Source organism: Pseudomonas putida (assembly GCF_001941965.1).
Lineage (GTDB): Bacteria > Pseudomonadota > Gammaproteobacteria > Pseudomonadales > Pseudomonadaceae > Aquipseudomonas > Aquipseudomonas putida_L.
Window position 1 is genome coordinate 22022 of record NZ_MKZO01000028.1, and the last position, 20811, is coordinate 42832.

Annotated in this window: 21 protein-coding genes and 1 tRNA gene; 13 read left to right on the forward strand and 9 right to left on the reverse strand. The window is 62.7% G+C overall.

What is annotated here, in order from left to right; translation table 11 throughout:
• Positions 1-2: 2 nt before the first annotated feature.
• The 5 genes from PSEMO_RS17135 to PSEMO_RS17155 all read right to left on the reverse strand — a co-directional run bounded on the left by PSEMO_RS17135 (position 3) and on the right by PSEMO_RS17155 (position 4446).
• Positions 3-395 (reverse strand): 5-carboxymethyl-2-hydroxymuconate isomerase, encoded by a 393-nt coding sequence (locus PSEMO_RS17135; protein ID WP_075804185.1) that lies wholly within the window; start codon positions 393-395, stop codon positions 3-5.
• Between the two features lie 116 nt (positions 396-511).
• Positions 512-1369 carry a 3,4-dihydroxyphenylacetate 2,3-dioxygenase gene (gene hpaD / locus PSEMO_RS17140; RefSeq protein ID WP_075804186.1) on the reverse strand — a complete coding sequence of 286 codons (858 nt, stop codon included), beginning with the start codon at positions 1367-1369 and terminating at the stop codon, positions 512-514.
• Between the two features lie 169 nt (positions 1370-1538).
• Complete coding sequence (gene hpaE / locus PSEMO_RS17145; protein WP_075804187.1) at positions 1539-2999, reverse strand: 5-carboxymethyl-2-hydroxymuconate semialdehyde dehydrogenase; 1461 nt, start codon at positions 2997-2999, stop codon at positions 1539-1541.
• Between the two features lie 2 nt (positions 3000-3001).
• On the reverse strand, positions 3002-3775 hold the full coding sequence (locus PSEMO_RS17150) for a fumarylacetoacetate hydrolase family protein (protein WP_075804188.1): 774 nt from the start codon (positions 3773-3775) through the stop codon (positions 3002-3004).
• On the reverse strand, positions 3775-4446 hold the full coding sequence (locus PSEMO_RS17155; RefSeq protein ID WP_075804189.1) for a fumarylacetoacetate hydrolase family protein: 672 nt from the start codon (positions 4444-4446) through the stop codon (positions 3775-3777). The genes PSEMO_RS17150 and PSEMO_RS17155 overlap by 1 nt, the downstream gene beginning before the upstream one ends.
• A gap of 165 nt (positions 4447-4611) precedes the next feature.
• Here PSEMO_RS17155 and hpaA point away from each other — a divergent pair, with 165 nt between their 5' ends.
• Complete coding sequence (hpaA, locus tag PSEMO_RS17160) at positions 4612-5499, forward strand: 4-hydroxyphenylacetate catabolism regulatory protein HpaA (protein ID WP_075804190.1); 888 nt, start codon at positions 4612-4614, stop codon at positions 5497-5499.
• 174 nt (positions 5500-5673) lie between these two features.
• Here hpaA and PSEMO_RS17165 read toward each other — a convergent pair whose 3' ends face one another.
• On the reverse strand, positions 5674-6861 hold the full coding sequence (locus tag PSEMO_RS17165; protein WP_075804191.1) for an LLM class flavin-dependent oxidoreductase: 1188 nt from the start codon (positions 6859-6861) through the stop codon (positions 5674-5676).
• Between the two features lie 11 nt (positions 6862-6872).
• Positions 6873-8096, reverse strand: coding sequence for a lipase family protein (locus PSEMO_RS17170; protein ID WP_075804192.1), 1224 nt, complete (start codon positions 8094-8096; stop codon positions 6873-6875).
• Between the two features lie 289 nt (positions 8097-8385).
• On the opposite strand from PSEMO_RS17170, the gene PSEMO_RS17175 reads away from it, so the two are divergent.
• Complete coding sequence (locus PSEMO_RS17175; protein ID WP_075804193.1) at positions 8386-9450, forward strand: sigma-54 interaction domain-containing protein; 1065 nt, start codon at positions 8386-8388, stop codon at positions 9448-9450.
• On the opposite strand, the gene PSEMO_RS17180 is transcribed toward PSEMO_RS17175, so the two are convergent.
• Positions 9451-11061 (reverse strand): inorganic phosphate transporter, encoded by a 1611-nt coding sequence (locus PSEMO_RS17180; RefSeq protein WP_075804194.1) that lies wholly within the window; start codon positions 11059-11061, stop codon positions 9451-9453.
• Between the two features lie 145 nt (positions 11062-11206).
• On the opposite strand from PSEMO_RS17180, the gene PSEMO_RS17185 reads away from it, so the two are divergent.
• From PSEMO_RS17185 to PSEMO_RS17215, 7 genes are all read left to right on the forward strand, one after another.
• Complete coding sequence (locus PSEMO_RS17185; protein ID WP_075804195.1) at positions 11207-11614, forward strand: DUF488 domain-containing protein; 408 nt, start codon at positions 11207-11209, stop codon at positions 11612-11614.
• On the forward strand, positions 11611-12042 hold the full coding sequence (locus tag PSEMO_RS17190) for a GNAT family N-acetyltransferase (protein WP_075804196.1): 432 nt from the start codon (positions 11611-11613) through the stop codon (positions 12040-12042). Before PSEMO_RS17185 ends, PSEMO_RS17190 begins: the two co-directional genes overlap by 4 nt.
• A gap of 134 nt (positions 12043-12176) precedes the next feature.
• Positions 12177-12530: a helix-turn-helix domain-containing protein gene (locus PSEMO_RS17195; protein WP_075804197.1), complete on the forward strand. Its 354-nt coding sequence runs from the start codon at positions 12177-12179 to the stop codon at positions 12528-12530.
• Positions 12531-12664: 134 nt separating this feature from the next.
• Complete coding sequence (gene gacA, locus PSEMO_RS17200; protein ID WP_075804198.1) at positions 12665-13306, forward strand: response regulator transcription factor GacA; 642 nt, start codon at positions 12665-12667, stop codon at positions 13304-13306.
• Between the two features lie 2 nt (positions 13307-13308).
• Positions 13309-15132, forward strand: coding sequence for an excinuclease ABC subunit UvrC (gene uvrC, locus PSEMO_RS17205; protein ID WP_075804199.1), 1824 nt, complete (start codon positions 13309-13311; stop codon positions 15130-15132).
• A 33-nt stretch (positions 15133-15165) separates the two neighbouring features.
• On the forward strand, positions 15166-15726 hold the full coding sequence (gene pgsA / locus PSEMO_RS17210) for a CDP-diacylglycerol--glycerol-3-phosphate 3-phosphatidyltransferase (protein WP_075804200.1): 561 nt from the start codon (positions 15166-15168) through the stop codon (positions 15724-15726).
• Positions 15727-15793: 67 nt separating this feature from the next.
• A tRNA-Gly gene (locus PSEMO_RS17215) sits at positions 15794-15869 on the forward strand.
• A gap of 196 nt (positions 15870-16065) precedes the next feature.
• Here PSEMO_RS17215 and PSEMO_RS17220 read toward each other — a convergent pair.
• On the reverse strand, positions 16066-16950 hold the full coding sequence (locus tag PSEMO_RS17220) for a LysR substrate-binding domain-containing protein (protein ID WP_075804201.1): 885 nt from the start codon (positions 16948-16950) through the stop codon (positions 16066-16068).
• A gap of 151 nt (positions 16951-17101) precedes the next feature.
• On the opposite strand from PSEMO_RS17220, the gene PSEMO_RS17225 reads away from it, so the two are divergent.
• The 4 genes from PSEMO_RS17225 to PSEMO_RS17240 all read left to right on the forward strand — a co-directional run bounded on the left by PSEMO_RS17225 (position 17102) and on the right by PSEMO_RS17240 (position 20809).
• Positions 17102-17959 (forward strand): transketolase, encoded by an 858-nt coding sequence (locus tag PSEMO_RS17225; protein WP_075804202.1) that lies wholly within the window; start codon positions 17102-17104, stop codon positions 17957-17959.
• Positions 17956-18957: a transketolase family protein gene (locus tag PSEMO_RS17230; protein ID WP_075804203.1), complete on the forward strand. Its 1002-nt coding sequence runs from the start codon at positions 17956-17958 to the stop codon at positions 18955-18957. Before PSEMO_RS17225 ends, PSEMO_RS17230 begins: the two co-directional genes overlap by 4 nt.
• 130 nt (positions 18958-19087) lie before the next feature.
• The gene (locus PSEMO_RS17235) at positions 19088-20389 is read left to right on the forward strand and encodes an MFS transporter (protein WP_075804204.1); all 1302 of its coding nucleotides are present in this window, start codon (positions 19088-19090) and stop codon (positions 20387-20389) included.
• 30 nt (positions 20390-20419) lie between these two features.
• Positions 20420-20809: a glucose dehydrogenase gene (locus PSEMO_RS17240; protein ID WP_075804205.1), complete on the forward strand. Its 390-nt coding sequence runs from the start codon at positions 20420-20422 to the stop codon at positions 20807-20809.
• Positions 20810-20811: the final 2 nt, after the last annotated feature.

The following is a 20811-nucleotide window of genomic DNA, read 5'->3' on the forward strand; positions in this document are numbered from 1 at the left end:
GGTCAGCCCGCCTGGTTGCTCAGGAACGCGTGGACGTTGTTCTGTTTGAAGTTGAGTTGCGGGTGCAGTTCGGTCATCTCGAACGACAGGGCCAGCAGGCGCTCGGCCTGCAGGGCGGCGAAGTGCTCGGTGATGACGGCGAACAGTTCCTCGGCCACCTTGCTGCGGGTTTCCAGGTCGCGGCCGTGGCCGACCTTCAGGGTCATATGGACGAAGGCGTAGTCGTGCTTGCCGTCGGCCATGCGCCAGGTGTCCAGGCGCACGGCACGGCTGCGGATGCCGCCGAGGGGAAACACGCCGCTGGCGCCGAGGGTGGCGTGGACCTTCTCGAACAGGCCGGGCAGGTCGGCCTGGGCTTCGATGTTGTCTGTTACTTCTGCGATGAAGTGAGGCATTTCGGGGTTCCTTGGCTGCAAGCTTCAAGCTCTAAGCGGCAAGAGGCTTTGCGTTGATTTCAAGGTCGCGGCGAACCGCTTTTTCTTATGGCTTGAAGCTTGTGGCTTGCAGCTGTTCAAACCGGGAAGATCGCGTTGATCTGGCCGGTGCCGGAGCTGCCGAAGGCTTCGGTCAGGACTTCCACCGGCTTGTCGTAGTCGGCGCCGCCGAGCAGGCCGAGGAGCATCGCGGTGTCGTGCATGCCGCCTTCGCCGTAGCAGGCGGTGGCGTAGTCGGGGAGCATCGCGCAGAACTCCTTGAAGCGACCCTGCTTCCACAGCTCCACCACGCGCATGTCGACCTGCTTGTCGAATTCACGGGTCCAGTTGTGGATGTTGGCTTCGGCGTTGCGGTCGTCGGAGAAGCGGTGGGAGAGGGAACCGGAGGCCAGCACCAGGACCTTGCGGTCACTCTTCTCGATGGCCCGGCGCACGGCGGCGCCGAAGGCCAGGCTGTCTTCCAGGCGATGCCAGGCGCACCAGGCGGCGATGGAAATGACCTTGAGGCGCTCGGTGGCCGGCACGTCCATGTGCATGTAGCGCATCGGTACGAGGGTGCCGTATTCCAGTTCCAGGCTCGGGATGTTGTGGGCCTGGGTGCGCACGCCGGCGGCGTTGGCTTCGGCGGCGATCAGCTCGCCCAGTTCGGGGCAGCCCGGGTATTCGTAGGCCATGTCCTTGATGAAATGGGGCAGTTCGTTGCTGGTGTAGATGCCTTCGAAATGCTCGCCACAGTTGATGTGGTAGGCGCTGTTGACCAGCCAGTGCACATCGAACACCACGGCGGTGTCGGCGCCCAGCTCGCGGGCGCGGCGGCCGATTTCCTTGTGCCCGGCGATGGCCGCTTCACGGCAGCCGTGATGCTTGCCGGGCAGCTCGGACAGGTACATCGAGGGGACGTGGCAGACTTTGGCTGCCAGGACGACTTCGCCCATGATGGAACTCCTGGTTTCTTGTTGGTTGCACGGTCCCTGTGGGAGCTGGCTTGCCAGCGATGAGGCCCTGACTGACACCCTGCGGTGTTGCTGATGGCCCTATCGCTGGCAAGCCAGCTCCCACAGGGATTGGGGTGGCCTCGGGTTTCGAGGCAACCTCATCTACCGGTCACACACCCCAACGCGGAATGTGGTGGCTGCCCATCGAGATGCACACGTTCTTGATCTCGGCGAACACCTCGAAGCTGTACTGGCCGCCTTCGCGACCGGTACCCGAGCCCTTCACGCCGCCGAACGGCTGGCGCAGGTCGCGCACGTTCTGGCTGTTGATGAACACCATGCCGGCCTCGATGCCGCGGGCCAGGCGATGCGCCTTGCCGATGTCCTGGGTCCAGATGTACGAGGCCAGGCCGTATTCGGTGTCGTTGGCCAGTTGCAGCGCTTCGGCTTCGTCCTTGAACGGGATCAGGCAGACCACCGGGCCGAAGATCTCTTCCTGGGCGATGCGCATCTTGTTGTTCACGTCAGCGAACACCGTCGGCTGGATGAACTGGCCCTTGGCGAGGTGCGCCGGCAGGTTGGCCGGACGCTCCAGGCCACCGGCGAGCAGGGTGGCGCCTTCCTCGATGCCGATGCGGATGTAGCCGGTGACCTTGTCGTAGTGCGCCTGGGTGATCATCGAGCCGACCTGGGTTTTCGGGTCGGTCGGGTCGCCCACGATCAAGCGTTTGGCACGCGCGGCGAACTCGGCGACGAACTGCGGGTACACGCTTTCCTGGATGAAGATCCGGCTACCGGCGGTGCAGCGCTCGCCGTTGAGCGAGAAGATGGTGAACAGCGCGGCGTCCAGCGCACGTTCCAGGTCGGCATCTTCGAAGATCAGCACCGGCGACTTGCCGCCCAGCTCCATGGAGTACTTCTTCAGGCCGGCGGTCTGCATGATTTTCCTGCCGGTGGCGGTGCCGCCGGTGAAGGAGATCGCACGCACGTCCGGGTGACGGACCAGGGCGTCGCCAGCGGTGGCGCCGTAACCCTGGATCACGTTGAGCACGCCATTCGGGATACCGGCTTCGACCGCCAGGCGACCCAGCTCGTTGGCGGTCAGCGGCGACAGTTCGCTCATCTTCAGGACTGCGGTGTTGCCCAAGGCCAGGCACGGTGCGGTCTTCCAGGTGGCGGTCATGAACGGCACGTTCCACGGCGAGACCAGGCCGCATACACCCACCGGCTGGTACAGGGTGTAGTTGAGCATCTGGTCGTCGACCGGGTAGGTGTGGCCGTCCATGCGCGTGCAGACTTCGGCGAAGAAATCGAAGTTGTGCGAGGCACGCGGGATCAGCACGTTCCTGGTCTGGTGGATCGGCAGGCCGGTGTCCAGGGTTTCCAGTTCGGCCAGTTGCGGGACGTTCTGGTCGATCAGCTCACCCAGCTTGCGCATCAGGCGGGCACGTTCCTTGGCCGGAGTGTTGGCCCACTTCGGGAAGGCTTCCTTGGCCGCGGCAACGGCCTGGGCGACTTCCTCGGCACCGCCGCTGGCGACTTCGCCGATGGCTTCGCCGGTGGCCGGGTTGTAGTTGACGAAGGTGTCCTTGCTCTCGACCTCGCGGCCGTTGATCCAGTGCTTGATCATGCTCATGCCTCTTTATTGTATTGGGCGAAGAACTCGGCTTCGCTGACGATGCGGTTGACCAGGCGGCCGACACCTTCCACTTCCACCACCACTTCATCGCCCGGGACCACGTCGGCCAGGCCTTCCGGGGTGCCGGTGGCGATCATGTCGCCCGGTTGCAGGGTCATGAAGCTGGACAGGTATTCGATCAGGTAGGGGATGTCGAAGATCATGTCGCGGGTGCTGCCTTCCTGTTTCAGCTCACCGTTGATCCAGGTGCGCAGGGTCAGGTTGGACGGGTCCGGCACGTCGGCCACGTCGACGATCCACGGGCCGACCGGGGTGGTGCAGTCGCGGTTCTTCACCCGCAGGTTCGGCCGGTAGTAGTTCTCCAGGTAGTCGCGGATGGCGTAGTCGTTGCAGACCGTGTAGCCCGCCAGGTACTCCAGGGCGTCCTCGCGCTTGACGTTGCGTGCCGGCTTGCCGATCACGGCCACCAGCTCGCACTCGTAGTGCATGTACTTGATGTTGTCCGGGCGCCAGGTGATCTGGTTGTGGCCGGTGTAGGTGCCTGGCGACTTGACGAAGGCCAGCGGCTCGGTGGGTGGCGCGAAGGCCAGTTCGGCGGCGTGGTCGGCGTAGTTCAGGCCGAGGGCGAACATGCTGCCGTTGGCCGGTGGCAGCCACTCGACCTGGTCTTCGCCGATCAGGCGGCCATCGGCCAGGCGCACGGCGTTGTCGGCTTCCACGGTCACCGCGTGGACTTCACCCTGGAAACGGATACGAGCGTGTTTCATCAGTGGGCCTCCTGCTCGGCGACGATGGGGTTGGCCAGACGGCCCAGCCCGGTGATTTCGATTTCGACCTGGTCGCCCGGCTGCACGTCGACACGGCCTTCCGGGGTGCCGGTGATCAGTACGTCGCCTTCATGCAGGGTCATGAACTCGGTGATTTCCGCGATCAGTTGCGGGATGCCGCGCACCAGGTTGGCGGTGCTGTTCTGCTGGCGGACTTCGCCGTTGATGAACAGGCGGATGTCCAGGGCATGCGGGTCGGCGATCTGTGCCACCGGCACCAGCTCCGGGCCGATCACGCAGAAGCCGTCACGGCACTTGGCCTTGACCGCCGGGCGGTAGTAGCTCTCTTCCGGCAGGCTGAATTCGTTGACGATGGTGAAGCCGGCGACATGCTCCAGGGCCTGTTCGGCGCTGACCCGGCTGGCGCGCTTGCCGATCACCACACCCAGGGCCGGGCCGGCCTGCAGGCGCTCGACGCCGTTCGGGTAGACCACGGGCTGGCCATGGCCATTGCGGGTGTTGGGGGTCTTGATGAACAGCACCGGCTTGACCGGTGGCTTCTGGTACGGCGCCTGTTCGAATTCGGCGAGACGCTGTTCCAGCAGCCCCTTGTAGTTCAGCGCAACGCCGAACAGGGTGCCGGTGGCAGCGTCATGCAGGGCACGGCTCATGCTCTTCTCCTGACAGTGGGCGGGACGACACGGGGTGCCCCACGAGGGTAATTGTTAATGTGTTAACGTTATAATTAAGATGTTAACGAAATGCAAGCTGCCGATCGCCGGACGGCGCGGTAAGCTGGCGGGCAGAACAAGAAGTGGTACGAGGCAGAAGCAGTCATGAGTGATCGCACGCCGATCCCCAACATCAACATCGGCCAGGTCTACGACCAGCGCTACAGCGACTCGGAAGTGCACTACGACAAGCTCGGCAACCTCGCCGGGTTCTTCGGGCGCAACATGCCGGTGCACCGGCATGACCGGTTTTTCCAGGTGCACTACGTCAAGTCGGGGACGGTGCGGGTCTACCTGGATGACCAGCAGTACGTGGAGTCCGGGCCGATGTTTTTCCTGACTCCGCCGACCATTCCCCATTCCTTCGTCACCGAGGCGGATGCCGACGGGCATGTGCTGACGGTCAGGCAACAACTGGTGTGGCAGTTGCTGGAAGCCGATCCTGGCCTGGCGCCGGGCGCGCAGGTGGCACCGGCATGCGTGGCCCTGGGCGGGCTGGTCGAGGCGCAGCGGCTGGAGATGCTCTTCGAACTGTTGCGCGGGGAAGTGGAAGGAGCGGAGGCGGGCAGGGAAGCGGCGCTGCACAGCCTGACCCGGCTGCTGATGATCAGCCTGTTGCGTTTGTGTGCCCGCTCACTGCCGGCGCGGACCACGCGGCATGAGGACTTGCAGATCTTCCATCGCTTCAATGAGCTGATCGAAGCGCATTACCTGGAGCACTGGCCGTTGTCGCGCTATGCCGAGGGGATCGGGGTGACCGAGGCGCGTTTGAACGATGTCTGCCGGCGCATCGCCGATTTGCCGTCCAAGCGCCTGGTGCTGGAAAGGGTGATGCAGGAGGCCAAGCGGCTGCTGCTGTTCACCGGGAGTTCGGCGAACGAGATCTGCTATAGCCTGGGGTTCAAGGATCCGGCGTATTTCAGCCGGTTCTTTCTGAGGTATGCGCAGGTGACGCCGGGGGAGTATCGGTTGCGCCAGGGCGGGTTGCGCTAGGGTGTTCTCTCGGGCCCTATCGCTGGCAAGCCAGCTCCCACAGGGTCCGCGCCAGCTCTCAGAAATTGGGCAAGCCAGTTGCTCCCACAGGCTCACCGCTGCTCTTGAGAGCACCACTGAACCTGTGGGAGCTGGCTTGCCAGCGATGAGGCCCGAAAGAGCAATGAAGAGATATCAGCCCGCCACTTTAAGTCCAGGCAAAGCCACCCGCTTCAAAGCCTCCCGCTCCCCGCGAAAATGCGGAAGGATATGCTCCCCCAACCGATAAGCCTCTTCCAGATGCGGATACCCCGCCAGGAAGAACACATCGATCCCCAACTCGTTGTACTCACGAATCCGCGCCACCACGTTCTCATAGCTGCCCACCAGCGCCAGCCCCGGCGGAATCCCGATGTAACCAAACCCGGCCCAGACATTCGGGTAGATGAAGAACTCATCGAAACGCTTGCTCTCCTCGCGCTCGCCGTATTCCTCCTCATAGCTGAGCTTGCGCGCCGTGCGCAGTCCGGCATGGGCCGCAGCAGCCTTGATGGTGTTTTTCGCCACACCTTCATCGAAGAAACGCTTGGCCTCGGCATGGGCCAGTTCCTCGGTCTCGCGAGTGATTACATCGATGGACAGCCCGAAGCGGATATCGCTGCGCCCATACTTCAATGCCCGCTCGCGGATATCGGCGATCAGTTCGCGGATCTTGTCCGGGTGCTCCGCCCGCATCAGATAGAAGTCCGCATGCCTGGCCGCGAACTCCCGTGCCGGAATCGATGACCCGGCGGTGCAGATCAGCGGCAGTTCGGCCTTCTTCTGCGGCCCGCGCAAGCCACCACCCTCGGCCTTAAAGAAACGTCCGTCGTAATGGAAGTTCTCCGACCCCCAGTAGCCACGCACCACATCCATGAACTCGGTGGCGCGCTCGTAGCGCTCGTCATGCTCGAAGAAGTCCCCGACCTGGCGCTGCACCGCATCCGAGCCACCGTTGATGATGTTCCAGATCAGCCGGTTGCCCGTCGCACGCTGGTAGGTGGCGGCCTGCTGCACTGCGACCCACGGCGTGTAGTGATACGGCTGGAAGGCCGCCACGTAGTTCAGCGTGCGGGTCTCCCGGGCCAGCAGCGAGCACACGGTCCACGGCTCTTCGCCATAGGGCGCATTGACCATCAGCACGCCGCCGAATCCATTGATCTCGGCCGCCCTGGCGATCTGTCCGAGGTAGTCGATATAGGTGAAGTGATCGCCGACGCGGAAGCCCGATACGGCACCGGTGCTATCGCCGCCAGGGTGCCAGTCGCCACGGTTGCGTGGGTCGCCCGGAAGGAACTGGGTTTCGCCGTGCAAGGGCAGGCGGGTGAAGAATTCGATGCTCATGGGCGCTGTCCTTATTGCACGCTGGGGTTGCAGACGGGGGCGACGGTTTCGCCGTTGAACACCTTGCGGGCGAACGGCAGGGAGTCCTTGAGCGAGGCATTGACCGTCTCGCTATGACCGAGGCCCTTGTACAGATGGCCTTCGACCACCGAACCGGCCTTGCAGGCGTCCTGCATCAGCGCAACCTGGGTCGAGGCGGCGGGTGTCTTGTCCTCGGCACCGGTGCCGATGAAGATCGGCTGCGCCAGTTTCAGGGTCGGGTAGCTGACCTGGGCCTGCCAGGCCTTGAGCTGCTCGCCGTCATTGGCCTTGCGCGTGTTGGCCGGGGTCAGGCCGGTGCCGATCACGTCGGCGGTCAACTGCGCCAGGCAACTGGTGCGGGCCTGTTCGAACAGCGGCAGGGCTTTCTCGGTGTAGTAGTCACGCGGATCGATCTTCGGGTTGTACTGCTGCGCCGCGAGCAGGGTGTAGAAGCCGTAGGCGAGGGCGGCATCGACCTTGTTCGGGTCCTGCTCGCCGACGTTCTTGCTGCCGACTGTGTAGATCACCCCGGTGCCGACGCTGCCCTTGAGGCCAAGGTCCGGCGCGTAGGTCGGCGCATAGGCGGCTGCGGCGAAGGCACCGGCACCGCCCTGGGACTGGCCGAGCACCAGCACCTTGTTGGCCAGGCCCGGTACGCCGGCGATCACCGCCTTGGCCGCATCCAGAATGCCGTAGGCGGCCATGCGGTTGTTCAGCAGGGGATGGCCGCCGGGCACGCCGAGGCCCTGGTAGTCGGTGGCGACGATGGCATAGCCCTCGTTCAGCCAGCGTGCCAGGTACTGCACGTCACGGTACGAACGCCCCGACCAGGACGGCGCGCAGATATCCGCCACGCCCACGGTGCCATGGCCCCAGGTCACCACCGGCCAGCCACCTTCCGGCGCCTTGCCGTGCGGAATGAACAGCGCCCCGGACACGGCGATCGGGGTCTTGCCGTCGATGCCGTCGGTGGAGCTGTAGAGGATGCGCAACTGCGAGGCGGCGCCGGGCAGGCTCAGGGTCTGCTCCAGCGGTTCGCTGCGCAGCAGTTTCCCCGGGGTGGCGGGGATCGCCTTGTCGAAGGTGTAGAACGCGGAGACCCGGCCATCGCCTTGCAGCGGGTCGGGTTTCGGCGCGTAGGTCTCGGCGGCGAGGGCGGTGAGGGACAGGGTCAGCAGGCTGAGGCCAAGGGTAAGCGCGTGGGGCAGTTTCATGAAGGGTCCTTGAACGAAACGACGGTCGGGAAGCCCTTGAGCGAAAGCCATGCCAGTTATCCGGGATATCGCTGCAGCCCTTGCAGGGCGTGGCTTTCAGTCGAGCATGCCGAGGTCTGCAGAGGCCGCTGTGCTGATCTCCGGGCACCCCGTTGCTTGCCCGCTGCTGCTGGAGCAGCAATCAAACCGCATGCTTCTTTTTGGAATATACAAATGCAAATTAATAATTATTTGTTCTAATTTGTTTCGTGCACTATGAAGGCGCGCCACCCATGCCAGGAATGCCTTTATGTCGCTGATTACCCATCCCAACGCCCGCGAACTGACCAAGTCCGTCCGCGCCACTGTCCTGGTGTTCAAGGACCCGCGCTCCCAGGAACTGCTCAGCCGTATCGAGCGCCTGGCGCCCAGCGAAGCCAATACGCTGATCATCGGCGAGACCGGGACCGGCAAGGAGCTGGTGGCGCGGCATATCCATCAACTCAGCCGCCGCGGCCGCGAGCCGTTCGTGGCAGTGAACTGCGGCGCCTTCGCCGAGACCCTGGTGGAGAGCGAACTGTTCGGCCACGAGAAGGGCGCCTTCACCGGAGCGACCAATGCCAAGGCCGGCTGGTTCGAAGCGGCCAATGGCGGCACGCTGTTTCTCGACGAGATCGGCGATCTGCCGCTGAACATGCAGGTGAAATTGCTGCGGGTATTGCAGGAGCGCGAGGTGGTGCGCCTTGGCTCACGTACGCCGGTGCCGATCAATGTGCGCCTGGTGGCGGCGACCAACGTCAACCTGGCCGATGCGGTGGTGGCGGGGAATTTCCGCGAGGACCTGTTCTACCGCCTGCACGTGGCGACCATCCGCCTGCCACCGCTGCGCGAGCGGCCGGGGGATATCCTGCCGCTGGCCGAATTCTTCCTTGAGGAACACTGCCAGCGCCTGGGCTACAACCGTGCCAGCCTGAGCCCGGAAAGCGAGCGCAAGCTGCTGTCCCATAGCTGGCCCGGCAACATCCGCGAGTTGGAGAACGCCATCCATCACGCCTTGTTGGTCTGCCGCCAGCAGCGCGTGCAGCCGGGGGACCTGCACCTGGTGGATATGCGTCCGATGGGGGTAAGGCATGAGGAGCACGCGCTGCCGCAACGCCTGCCGGCGGCCCCGCCGGACCTGGAAGCGGCGCTGACCGCCTTGTTCGAGCAGAATATCCCCGACCTCTACGAGCATATCGAGGAGACCGTGTTCCGCACCGCCTACCGCTTCTGCCACGGCAACCAGCTGCAGACCGGGCGGCTGCTCAACATCAGCCGCAATATCGTCCGCGCCCGCCTGGAGAAGATCGGCGAGCTGCGCAGCAGCAGCGCCTGATCAGATAAACCGCGTCAGCAGCCAGTACAGCGCGCCAGACAGCAGGATCGACATCGGCAGGGTGAGGATCCAGGCCATCGCCAGGTTGCGGATGGTCCGGCCCTGCACCCCGGAACCGTTGGCGACCATGGTCCCGGCCACCCCCGACGAGAGTACGTGGGTGGTCGAGACCGGCAGGCCGAAATGGTCCGCCGCGCCGATGGTGCACATGGCGACCAGCTCGGCCGAGGCGCCCTGGGCGTAGGTCAGGTGGGTCTTGCCGATCTTCTCGCCGACCGTCACCACGATGCGCTTCCAGCCGACCATGGTGCCCAGGCCAAGGGCGAGGGCCACGGCGACCTTGACCCACAGCGGGATAAAGCGCGTGGCGTCGTCGATCTGCGCTTTGAACTGCTGCACGGTCTGCCGGGTTGCGGCGTCCATATCCAGCAGCTTGTGCTTGTCCATCAGGCGGATCGCTTCGCTGGTCAGGTACATGTCGTTGCGCACGTTGCTCACGGCTTCGGCGGGGATGCCGGCGAGGCCGTAGCTGTCGACCTGCTGGCCGATATCCCCGGCCAGTGCAGCGAGGGCCGGGATCAGCAGCGGGCTGGCTTCGGGGGCGCGGATGAACTGGGTCAGGACGTCACGGGGCTGGGCGTTCAGCAACGGCACCGTGGCGTAGTTCGTCAGTGCCTGACGGGTGTCCTGGGCAACCACCACGAACTGCTGCGACTGTTCCTCCGGCATGGTCCGGTTCAGCGCATAGGCCATGGGCAAGGTGCCAACCAGGATCAGCATGATCAGGCCCATGCCTTTCTGCCCGTCGTTGGAACCGTGGGCGAAGGACACTCCGGTACAGGTGACGATCAGCAGGCTGCGGATCCACAGCGGTGGTGGCTGGTCGCCCTTCGGCGCTTCATACAGCTCGCGGCTCTTCACCAGCTTGCGCAGGCCCAGCAGCAACACGGCGGCGCAGGCAAAACCGAGGATCGGCGAGAACAGCAGGGCATAGCCGACCTTGCCGGCCTGGGCCCAGTCGACCCCCGAAGTACCGTCGCGCCCGTGCATCAATGCATTGGCCACGCCGACGCCGATGATCGAGCCGATCAGGGTGTGCGACGACGAGGCGGGCAGGCCCAGCCACCAGGTGCCGAGGTTCCAGATGATCGCCGCCAGCAACAGGGCGAAGACCATGGCGAAACCGGCCGAGGAACCGACCTGGAGGATCAGCTCCACCGGCAGCAGGGCAATGATCCCGAAGGCCACCGCGCCGCTGGAGAACAGCACACCAAGGAAATTCCACACCCCCGACCAGACCACGGCGAAGCGCGCCGGCAGGGAGTTGGTGTAGATCACCGTGGCCACCGCATTGGCGGTGTCGTGGAAGCCATTGACGAACTCGAAGCCCAGGGCGATCAACAGCGCCAGGCCGAGCAACAGGAAGGGCGTCCAGGTGGTGATGACCGTGCCGCTGGCATCGATATCGCGGAACAGGCTCCAGGCGGTGTAGAGCAGGGCGCCGATCAACAGGCTGCAGAACACCACGGTGGGGGTACGGCTCGCGCGCGAGCCGGAGGAGGGCGTTGCAAGCGCGGCCGGGGAAGGGGCGGCGCTGGTCTGGGTAGTCATGTACGGGTCCGGGGGTGACATTTTCAGGCTCCTGCCTGGTACCGAGCAGCGTACTAGCATAGGCAGTGATCGGGCTGACGCCAGTCAACGAATCCGGGTGTAAGCTCCATTGATTTCAGTGATGTTCAGGCAAGGAGGGCGCGTCATGATCCGCTGCAAAAGGGCCTATGAAGCCCCGGCTGAAGAGGATGGCCAGCGTGTGCTGGTCGACCGGCTGTGGCCGCGCAACCGGCGCAAGGACCAGCTCGATGTCGTGCAATGGCTGCCGGAGCTGGCGCCGTCCAACGAACTGCGCAAGGCCTTTCACGCCGGAGAGGTCGATGCCAGGGCCTTTGCCGAGCGTTACCGGGAGGAACTGACCGCCCGTCCGGAACACTGGTGGCCGCTGCTGGACCTGGCCCGCCAGGGCGACCTGACCCTGGTCTACGCCGCGAAGGATACCGAGCACAACAATGCCCAGGTGCTCGCCGAGTGGCTGGAAGACGAACTGGAACGCCAGGGGCCGGGCAGTTCACCGGTGTGCTACGCCGACCAGCAGAAGGACCCATCGTGAGTCTGCAATTACTCAGGGCCAGCGACCTCGACCTGCCCTACGCCCGCGATCTGACCCGCAAGGGCATGCTCCGCTACTACTGCGACTTCGACCTGCTGTGGCAGGACGAGGCCTTCGATCAGGGCTGGGGCTGGCGCGAGCAATGGCGGGTGATGGACGACGATCGACGCGTGGGTTTCTGCAGCCTCAGCCAGGACATGCGCGCGCTGTATATCCGCGAATTGCATATATCCGAAGAGTTTCAGGGGCAGGGCGTCGGCACCTGGGTGTTGCGCGAACTGAACACCTGGGCGGGGCAGCGTCGCCTGCCATGGATGCGCCTGACCGTATTCAAAACCAATCCGGCCCGTCAACTTTATCTGCGTGAAGGATTCCGCGAAGAGGGCGAGGAGGAATGCTTTATCCGCATGCAGCGAAACGTTCGCTGACCCCCTTCGAAAGGCGTAGGACGGCTTGTGCAGAACTTCGCCGCGCAGGCATAGTTCAAGATTGTTGACGGTGCAGTGGATGTACCGGGTTTCCTACCCGTTAATGGGTGTTTTGCAAAGGATTATGTATTCGTATGAAGGGTATTGGACTACGTCTCAGGGAAGAACGCGAGCGCCTTGGGCTGACTCAACGGGCATTTGGCGATATTGGCGGGGTCGAACCCAACGCCCAGGGCAAATATGAGAGTGGCGAGCGTACGCCGCGTGCCGATTACCTCGCGGCGGTGGCGGCGAATGGCGTGGATGCCTTGTACGTCCTGAGTGGTGTGCCGACTCCGGCGACCCTGGACGATTTGCGTCCCGGCGAGAACCACCTGCTCGACTGCTACCGGCGCCTGCAAGTGGCGGATCAGCAGGCTGTAAGACATCTTCTGGAGAGCCTGGCGGGTAATGCCGTTTCGCCTGTAGGTAAAGTGGCAGTGGCCTGATCGGACAAAGCGCACCAGAAATGTCGAAAAAATGAAATCTGACGTCATATTTGTGACGCATTCTGTTAGGTCCACCCTGCAATTTTTTGATAAGGTGGCCGGATCCAATTCAGACCGTAAGGCGAGGTGTCTGCTTGATTAGGGTTCTGGTGGTCGACGATCACGATCTGGTACGTACCGGTATAACCCGCATGCTGGCCGACATCGACGGTCTGCAGGTGGTGGGCGAGGCTGATTCGGGCGAAGAAGCGCTGAAGAAGACCCGCGAACTGAAGCCGGACGTCGTCCTGATGGACGTGAAAATGCCTGGAATCGGCGGTCTCGAAGCCACCCGCAAGCTGTTGCGCAGTCATCCCGACATCAAGGTGGTCGCGGTCACCGTCTGCGAGGACGATCCGTTTCCCACGCGCCTGCTTCAGGCGGGCGCCGCCGGTTACCTGACCAAGGGCGCCGGGCTCGAGGAAATGGTCCAGGCGGTCCGCCTGGTGTTCGCCGGGCAGCGCTACATCAGCCCGCAGATCGCCCAGCAACTGGCGCTGAAATCCTTCGAGCCGAAGAACGCTTCGCCGTTCGACAGCCTGTCGGAGCGGGAAATCCAGATCGCCCTGATGATCGTCGGTTGCCAGAAGGTGCAGATCATTTCCGACAAACTGTGCTTGTCGCCGAAAACCGTGAACACGTACCGTTACCGCATCTTCGAAAAACTCTCGGTCACCAGCGATGTGGAACTCACTTTGCTGGCCGTCCGCCACGGTATGGTTGATGCCAACCTCTGAACATGACCCCCGCGTTTGATCCAAGTGCTTTTCTGGCAACCTGCAGCGGCCGTCCGGGTGTCTACCGGATGTTCGATGCGGGCGGTCGCCTTCTTTATGTAGGCAAGGCCAAGAACCTCAAGAAGCGCCTGGCCAGCTACTTCCGCAAGACCGGCCTGGCGCCCAAGACCGCCGCATTGGTCGGGCATATCGCCAGTGTCGAGACCACCATCGTCTCCAGCGAGACCGAGGCGCTGCTGCTCGAGCAGACCCTGATCAAGGAATGGCGCCCGCCCTACAACATCCTGCTGCGCGACGATAAATCCTACCCCTACGTATTCCTGTCCGACGGCGAATTCCCGCGGCTGGGTATTCATCGTGGGGCCAAGAAGCAGAAGGGCAAGTATTTCGGGCCGTACCCCAGCGCCGGGGCGATCCGCGAAAGCCTGAGCCTGTTGCAGAAGACCTTCCACGTCCGCCAGTGCGAGGACAGCTACTACGCCAACCGCACCCGGCCGTGCCTGCAGTACCAGATCAAGCGCTGCAAGGCGCCGTGCGTCGGCCTGGTCGAGCCTCAGGAATACGGCGTGGATGTGCGCCACTCGGTGATGTTCCTCGAAGGCCGCAGCCATCAGCTGACCAACGAACTGAATGCCGACATGGAGAAAGCCGCCATGTCCCTGGAGTTCGAGAAGGCCGCCGAGCTGCGTGACCAGATCGCCCTGCTGCGCCGGGTCCAGGACCAGCAGAGCATGGAAGGCGGCAGCGGCGACGTCGACGTGGTCGCGGCCTTCGTCAACCCGGGCGGCGCCTGCGTGCACCTGATCAGCGTGCGCGGCGGGCGGGTGCTGGGCAGCAAGAACTTCTTCCCCCAAGTGGGCATCGAGGAGGAGGTGGCCGAGGTCATGTCGGCCTTCCTCTCCCAGTACTATCTGGGCAACTCCGAACGGGAACTGCCGGCGGAGCTGATCGTCAACGTCGTGCACGAGGACTTCGAGGCCCTGTGCAGCGCCGTGGAAACCCTGCGCGGCCGCGAGCTGACCATCAGCCACCGGGTCCGCGGCACCCGTGCCCGCTGGCAGCAACTGGCGGTGACCAATGCCGAGCAGGCGCTGATGGCCCGCCTCGCCAACCGCCAGCATATGGCGGCGCGCTTCGAGGCCCTGGCCGAAGTGCTTGGCCTGCCGGAAGTCCCGCAGCGCCTGGAATGCTACGACATCAGTCACTCCAGCGGCGAAGCCACCGTGGCCTCCTGCGTGGTGTTCGGCCCGGAAGGCCCGATCAAATCCGACTATCGCCGCTTCAATATCGAAGGCGTCACCGCTGGCGACGACTATGCTGCCATGCAACAGGCCCTGACCCGGCGCTACGGACGGATCAAGGACGGCGAGGGCAAGCTGCCCGACGTGCTCCTGGTGGACGGCGGCAAAGGCCAGTTGAACATGGCCCGGGAAGTGATGGAGGCCCTGCAGGTCCCTGACCTGACCCTGCTCGGCGTAGCCAAGGGCGTGACCCGCAAGGCCGGCTTCGAAACCCTGTACCTCAACGACGTGCACCACGAATTCACCCTGCGTGGCGACTCCCCGGCGCTGCACCTGATCCAGCAGATCCGCGACGAGGCCCACCGTTTCGCCATCACCGGCCACCGCGCCCGGCGTGGCAAGGCGCGGCGTACCTCGACCCTGGAAGATGTCGCCGGAGTCGGGCCGAAACGTCGCCGCGACCTGCTGAAACATTTCGGCGGCTTGCAGGAATTGTCCCGTGCCAGTGCCGAAGAAATCGCCAAGGCACCGGGAATCAGCAAAAAGCTCGCCGAGTCGATTTATGACAGCCTGCATAGCGAGTAGAATCCTTCGCTCACCTCGCAGCCAGTTGTCCTGATGAATATCCCGAATCTGCTTACAGTCCTTCGTGTCCTGCTCATCCCGATCTTCATTCTGCTGTTCTACCTCCCGTATCACTGGAGCTACGTAGCAGCCAGCAGCGTGTTCGCCATTGCCGCCGCCACCGACTGGCTCGACGGCTACCTGGCCCGGCGCCTGCAGCAGAGCACGCCGTTCGGTGCCTTCCTCGACCCGGTGGCGGACAAGTTGATGGTCGCGGTGGCCCTGGTCCTGCTGGTGCAGGTCCACGCCAACCTGTGGCTGACCTTGCCGGCGGCGGTGATCATCGGCCGCGAGATCGTGGTTTCGGCGCTGCGTGAATGGATGGCCGAGATGGGGGCGAGGGCGCATGTCGCGGTATCGAACCTGGGCAAATGGAAGACCGCGGCGCAGATGCTGGCGCTGGTCATCCTCCTCGCCAACCCGCCGGCGCTGACGGCCTGGGTGGTGCTGGGCTACGCCTTGCTGCTGATCGCGGCGGGCCTGACCCTGTGGTCGATGGTGCACTACCTGCGCGCCGCCTGGCCGCACCTGCGCGAAGGCTCGGAAACAAAATAAAAGGTTTTTTGAATCAAGGGGTTGACGAAATATTTCATTTCTATAGAATGCCCACCATCAAGACGACGCGGGAATAGCTCAGTTGGTAGAGCACGACCTTGCCAAGGTCGGGGTCGCGAGTTCGAGTCTCGTTTCCCGCTCCAAATATGGCGCTTCAGAGTGATTTTTGGTTGTTCTGGAGTGAAAGAAAAAAGGCCCTTCGGGGCCTTTTTTCGTTGTGTGTTAAAAAATATCGAAAGTCGAGAACCTTGGCTCGCGTGACACAGCATCTGCTTCCTGGCCCAACCCAGGAGCTTGATATACCTCTTTCAGAAACATGGCGGTGCCGTTACCAAGCAGTCATCGCACAGCCAGTTCCTTGAACAGCCACTGCTTGAATTGAGTGACTGCATGAGGCTGTGTGGGCCGACGTGGATGTACGAGGTAATGGCCCACATAGCGCACGCTGTGGCTGCTATCACGAAGCGGCCTGACCAGACGACCGCTGGCCAATTCTTGCTCAGCCAGCAGATCCGATTCGAGTACCACTCCCAAACCGCCGGCAGCTGCGGAGATCCCCATGGAGCTTCGATCGAACGCCAGGCCGTAGGATTGCGGCGGCTCCATCCCGTTGGCCGCAAACCAGCCTTTCCATTGCACCGACTGCCCATCGCTCTGGATCAGCAAATGTGAGTACAGATCCTGCGGTGATCGCAACCGCTGGGCGACTTCCGGACTGCACAATGGCGTCAGCTCCTCGATACGCAGGGGCGTTTTTTCGTGCGACGACGACCTGGGCTCGCCGTAGACGACATCAAGGTCGAAGTCGTCATTGTCGAACTGCGCGTAGTCCGTACTGGCGGAAATTCGCAGGTCGATACCGGGATGGTCCTTCAAGAAACCCGCCAGACGCGGGACCAACCACTGGCTGGCAAAGCTCGGTGCGGTGTGCAGCCGTAAAGGTGGCGCTTGCTCATGGGTGGCGATGGCCAGGCCGCGACTCATCTCTTCGAAGCCGCGTTGTACGTGATCCAGCAGCATCGCGCCTTCTGTCGTTAGCGCCGTGTGCCGTGTGTTGCGAACGAACAACGAGACTTGGGCGGCTGCCTCCAGTTTGCGAATGGCATGACTCACTGCGCTGGGCGACAGATCGAGCTCTTTCGCTGCCTCCACGAACGAGCAGGTGCGGCCTGCCGCTTCGAAAACCCTGAGCGCTGGCAGAGGCAGCCGTTTCAATACCTTCATTGATGAATCCAATTCATTGGTTGGCGAATTTAAACCTTTTGTCGGCGCCGTATTTTTACATGAACATCATAAGGTCACTCAAATTTGGGGCTTTCTGATGAATCCGTTGCATCAGTTGGCTCCGAAGCACTGGTCACCAATGGAGAACAATATGACCGAGAGTCGCGATGAACAGATCGCCCGAATGTCGATGCATGCCTGGCGTATACGGCGCTTCGCATTACGCATGGGTGAAGTTCAGGGCCAAGGCTACGTCGGCCAGGCACTGGGCTGGGCCGATGTACTGGCTGTTGCCTACTGCCACGCAATGAACCTTCGTCCCGATCAGCCCGAGTGGGAAGGTCGTGATCGTTTTCTGCTGTCCCATGGACACTACGCTATCGCGCTGTACGCCGCACTTTTGGAGGCAGGTGTCCTGCCGGAAGAGGAGCTGGAAACCTACGGCTCAGATGACAGTCGCCTGCCCATGTCCGGCATGGCGACCTACACCCCAGGCATGGAAATTTCAGGCGGCTCGCTTGGCCAAGGACTGGCGATCGCCGTGGGCCAAGCACTGGGTTTGCGCATGAAGGGCAACCCGGCGTTCGTCTACAACTCGATGTCCGATGGCGAGTTGGACGAAGGGGCAGTGTGGGAAGCGGCCATGTCGGCCGCGCACCACAAGCTGGGCAATCTCATCAACCTTGTGGACATAAACCGCCAGCAGGCCGATGGCCCCTCCCACGACATCCTGCAGTTCGAGCCTCTGGTCGATAAATGGTCAGCGTTTGGTTGGCACGTACAGCGTGTCGACGGCAACGATCTGCAAGCAGTGATCGAGGCTTTCGACGCTGCGCGAGCGGCACCTGGTGACAAACCGAGGGTGATCCTCTTCGACACGCTGATGGGCAAGGGTGTCCCATTCCTTGAACTCCGTGACAAGAATCACTTTATCCGGGTCGAGCCGCAGGAATGGCAGCAAGCACTTGCAGACCTCGATGAGATTCACGCGCCAAGGAGCCAACAATGACGGCCGCTTCTCCAGTAAAACCGAAGCTCACCACCTCGTCCATGATGGCGTCCATTGCGAGTGAGGGGCAGCGCACCACGTCGGCACCGTTTGGCCACGCCCTGGTGAAGGCCGGCCAGAAGAACCCACGCATTGTCGGCATGACTGCTGACTTGGCCAAGTACACCGATCTGCATATTTTCGCTGAGCGCTACCCGGAGCGGTTCCTGCAAATGGGCATGGCTGAACAATTGCTCATGGCGGCGGCCGGTGGCATGGCGAAGGAAGGGTTCGTGCCGTTCGCCACGACTTATGCGGTATTCGCCACGCGGCGCGCCTATGACTTCATCCACCAGGTTATCGCTGAGGAAAACCTCAACGTGAAGATCTGCGCGGCGCTGCCAGGCCTGACTACGGGCTACGGCCCAAGTCACCAGGCCACCGAAGACCTCGCAATGATGCGAGCGATCCCCCAGATGATGGTCATCGATCCGTGCGATGCACTGGAGACCGAGCAGTGTGTGGCGGCGATCGCGGAGCACAACGGCCCGGTTTACATGCGCCTGCCGCGCGGACGGGTACCGCTGATCCTGGATGAGTACGGCTACAAGTTCGAGCTGGGCAAAGCCAGGCTGCTGCGTGATGGCAAGGACGTTCTGATCATTGCCTCCGGCCTCATGACCATGCGTGCCCTGGAGGTGGCTGATGAGCTGGTCAAGAGCACGATCGATACGGCCGTGCTTCATGTACCGACGATCAAGCCGCTCGATGTTCAGACCATCGTCGAGCAGTGCCGACGCGAAGGCCGACTGGTGATCATCGCTGAGAACCACACCCAGATTGGCGGCTTGGGTGAAGCGATCGCCATGGCACTACTGCGAGCCCGCGTTCAGCCCGAAATACGTCACGTGGCGCTACCGGACCAGTTCCTGGATGCAGGCGCACTTCCGACGCTCCACGACCGCTATGGCATTTCCAAAGCGGTCATGGTTACGAACATTCAGCAGTGGCTGGGTTAAGCAAACTTTCTGAGTGATGCAACGGCTGCCTGCGTTGAAAGCCCGCTGCCCGGGTTACGCAGGCACGCCGTCGCGCCGGCAGTCCAATCTCTAGTCCCTGGATCGTCCCAATAACTACAAGGTGATGGCGATGCAAAATGACATCAGTCTCCTGAAGAAAAAGCGTGTCTGGATCTACGCGTTTCTCTTCACACTGACATTGATCAACTACGTCGACCGGGTATCGCTCTCGGTAGCGTCCAAAGTGCTCAAGGAAGAGTTCGATATCTCACCGGTCGCGATGGGCTACCTATTCTCATCGTTCGTCTGGCTCTACTTCCTGGCCCTCATTCCAATGGGCTACCTGGTGGGCCGCTTCGGCCCGAAAAAGGTCAACGGTTACGGGATCGGTGTCTGGTCGGTGGCTACCGCCTGCACAGCCTTGTCGACCGGTTTCATCTCGTTGCTCAGTTGCAGGCTCATCATGGGCATGGGCGAAGCCACCACTTACCCGGCCGGTGCACGGGTCATCCGTGAGTGGATGCCGCTCAAAGAGCGCGGAATGGCCACCGCCGTCTTCCACAGCGGGAGTCTCGTCGGTCCTGCCATCGGTGCAATTGGTTTTGGCTGGCTGATCAGCGCGTTCGGCTGGCGTATCGCGTTTGTCGTGGCCGGTGCTCTCGGCTTTATCTGGTTGGCAGCCTGGTTGAAGTGGTATAGCCACCCCTCGAAGGCACCCTGGCTAGACGATGCCGAGCGTGCAGAGATCGCGCAGGGTCATATCAGCTCCAGCAACGGTGCGGCGCAGCCTGTTTCCCTCGGCCTCAAGGGTCTGGCCCGTTCCAGCAGCATGTGGGCGATTGCGCTGTCGCATGGCTGCGCGGTCTATGCCACCTACTTTTTCCTTACCTGGCTGCCAAGCTACCTGCAGGCCGAGAAAGGCCTGACCGTGATGTCGAGCGGTTTCTATACCGCCATCCCGTATCTGGGCGCGGCTGTTCTCGCCATCGTCATCGGTCGCCTGAGCGACAAGGCAATGCGCCCCGGGGCAGCAGAAACCGGCCAGCGCCGCATGGTCGTTGCCAGCGTGCTGCTGGCGTCCTCGGTGATCTTCCTCGTACCGGCGATCGACAGCACCTGGGCAATTCTCTTCGTGATCACCCTCTCCCTGGCTACATGCGCCTCGGCGATTTCGCTGAACCTCTCGCTGGTTAACGACCTGGTGCGCTCCGAAGACGACGTAGGTACAGCCGCAGGCTTTATCACCGCTGTCGGCAACCTGTTCGGCCTTTTGGCGCCCATCGTGACCGGTTATGTAGTTGCCGGCTCTGGCAGCTTTGCTTTGGCCTTCATGGTTGTCGGCGCCTTGTTGGTCGTCGGTGCAATTCTCTCGATGTTCTGTACTCGCCGCCCGATCGGGAGTGCCGCTCCTGTCAACCAGGCAGTGGCTTGAGTTACTTGTGATTAAGGAAGCTGTAGCGTCATGAATCAAAGTGGTGATGTGTCTCGCAACAATGATCAGATTCGGTCCGGCCCGAGCGGGAAATGGCGGCTGGCAACTCTGGTGCTGGCTTCAACACTTGGCCTGTTTGGCATAGCCCTCTTCGGAGGCGGGGTATGGCTGATGGCCCTAGGTGGAAGCTGGTACTACGGCCTGGCAGGTGCTGGTTGCCTGCTGACCACCGCCTTGCTGTGGCGGCAGCAACGCAGTGCCTTGTACCTGTTCGCAGTGATTTGGGGGCTGACAGTGATCTGGGCCCTGTGGGAGGTCGGACTTGACTGGTGGGGCCTGGTGCCAAGGCTGGTCGCCATGACCGTGATCCTGTTGTTGATACTGATTCTGTCGCCGGCGCTGCGCCGCGCTACTGCGTAACG

Excerpts from the sequence above, each read along its gene's own strand:
- pgsA (WP_075804200.1), top strand. The coding sequence starts at position 15,166 with ATGAATATCCCGAATCTGCTTACAGTCCTTCGTGTCCTGCTCATCCCG.
- uvrC (WP_075804199.1), top strand. The coding sequence starts at position 13,309 with ATGACCCCCGCGTTTGATCCAAGTGCTTTTCTGGCAACCTGCAGCGGC.
- hpaE (WP_075804187.1), bottom strand. The coding sequence starts at position 2,999 with ATGATCAAGCACTGGATCAACGGCCGCGAGGTCGAGAGCAAGGACACC.
- PSEMO_RS17135 (WP_075804185.1), bottom strand. The coding sequence starts at position 395 with ATGCCTCACTTCATCGCAGAAGTAACAGACAACATCGAAGCCCAGGCC.
- PSEMO_RS17225 (WP_075804202.1), top strand. The coding sequence starts at position 17,102 with ATGACCGAGAGTCGCGATGAACAGATCGCCCGAATGTCGATGCATGCC.
- hpaD (WP_075804186.1), bottom strand. The coding sequence starts at position 1,369 with ATGGGCGAAGTCGTCCTGGCAGCCAAAGTCTGCCACGTCCCCTCGATG.
- PSEMO_RS17165 (WP_075804191.1), bottom strand. The coding sequence starts at position 6,861 with ATGAGCATCGAATTCTTCACCCGCCTGCCCTTGCACGGCGAAACCCAG.
- PSEMO_RS17235 (WP_075804204.1), top strand. The coding sequence starts at position 19,088 with ATGCAAAATGACATCAGTCTCCTGAAGAAAAAGCGTGTCTGGATCTAC.
- PSEMO_RS17240 (WP_075804205.1), top strand. The coding sequence starts at position 20,420 with ATGAATCAAAGTGGTGATGTGTCTCGCAACAATGATCAGATTCGGTCC.
- PSEMO_RS17155 (WP_075804189.1), bottom strand. The coding sequence starts at position 4,446 with ATGAGCCGTGCCCTGCATGACGCTGCCACCGGCACCCTGTTCGGCGTT.
- PSEMO_RS17230 (WP_075804203.1), top strand. The coding sequence starts at position 17,956 with ATGACGGCCGCTTCTCCAGTAAAACCGAAGCTCACCACCTCGTCCATG.
- PSEMO_RS17195 (WP_075804197.1), top strand. The coding sequence starts at position 12,177 with ATGAAGGGTATTGGACTACGTCTCAGGGAAGAACGCGAGCGCCTTGGG.
- PSEMO_RS17185 (WP_075804195.1), top strand. The coding sequence starts at position 11,207 with ATGATCCGCTGCAAAAGGGCCTATGAAGCCCCGGCTGAAGAGGATGGC.
- hpaA (WP_075804190.1), top strand. The coding sequence starts at position 4,612 with ATGAGTGATCGCACGCCGATCCCCAACATCAACATCGGCCAGGTCTAC.
- PSEMO_RS17180 (WP_075804194.1), bottom strand. The coding sequence starts at position 11,061 with ATGACTACCCAGACCAGCGCCGCCCCTTCCCCGGCCGCGCTTGCAACG.
- PSEMO_RS17220 (WP_075804201.1), bottom strand. The coding sequence starts at position 16,950 with ATGAAGGTATTGAAACGGCTGCCTCTGCCAGCGCTCAGGGTTTTCGAA.
- PSEMO_RS17175 (WP_075804193.1), top strand. The coding sequence starts at position 8,386 with ATGTCGCTGATTACCCATCCCAACGCCCGCGAACTGACCAAGTCCGTC.
- PSEMO_RS17150 (WP_075804188.1), bottom strand. The coding sequence starts at position 3,775 with ATGAAACACGCTCGTATCCGTTTCCAGGGTGAAGTCCACGCGGTGACC.
- PSEMO_RS17170 (WP_075804192.1), bottom strand. The coding sequence starts at position 8,096 with ATGAAACTGCCCCACGCGCTTACCCTTGGCCTCAGCCTGCTGACCCTG.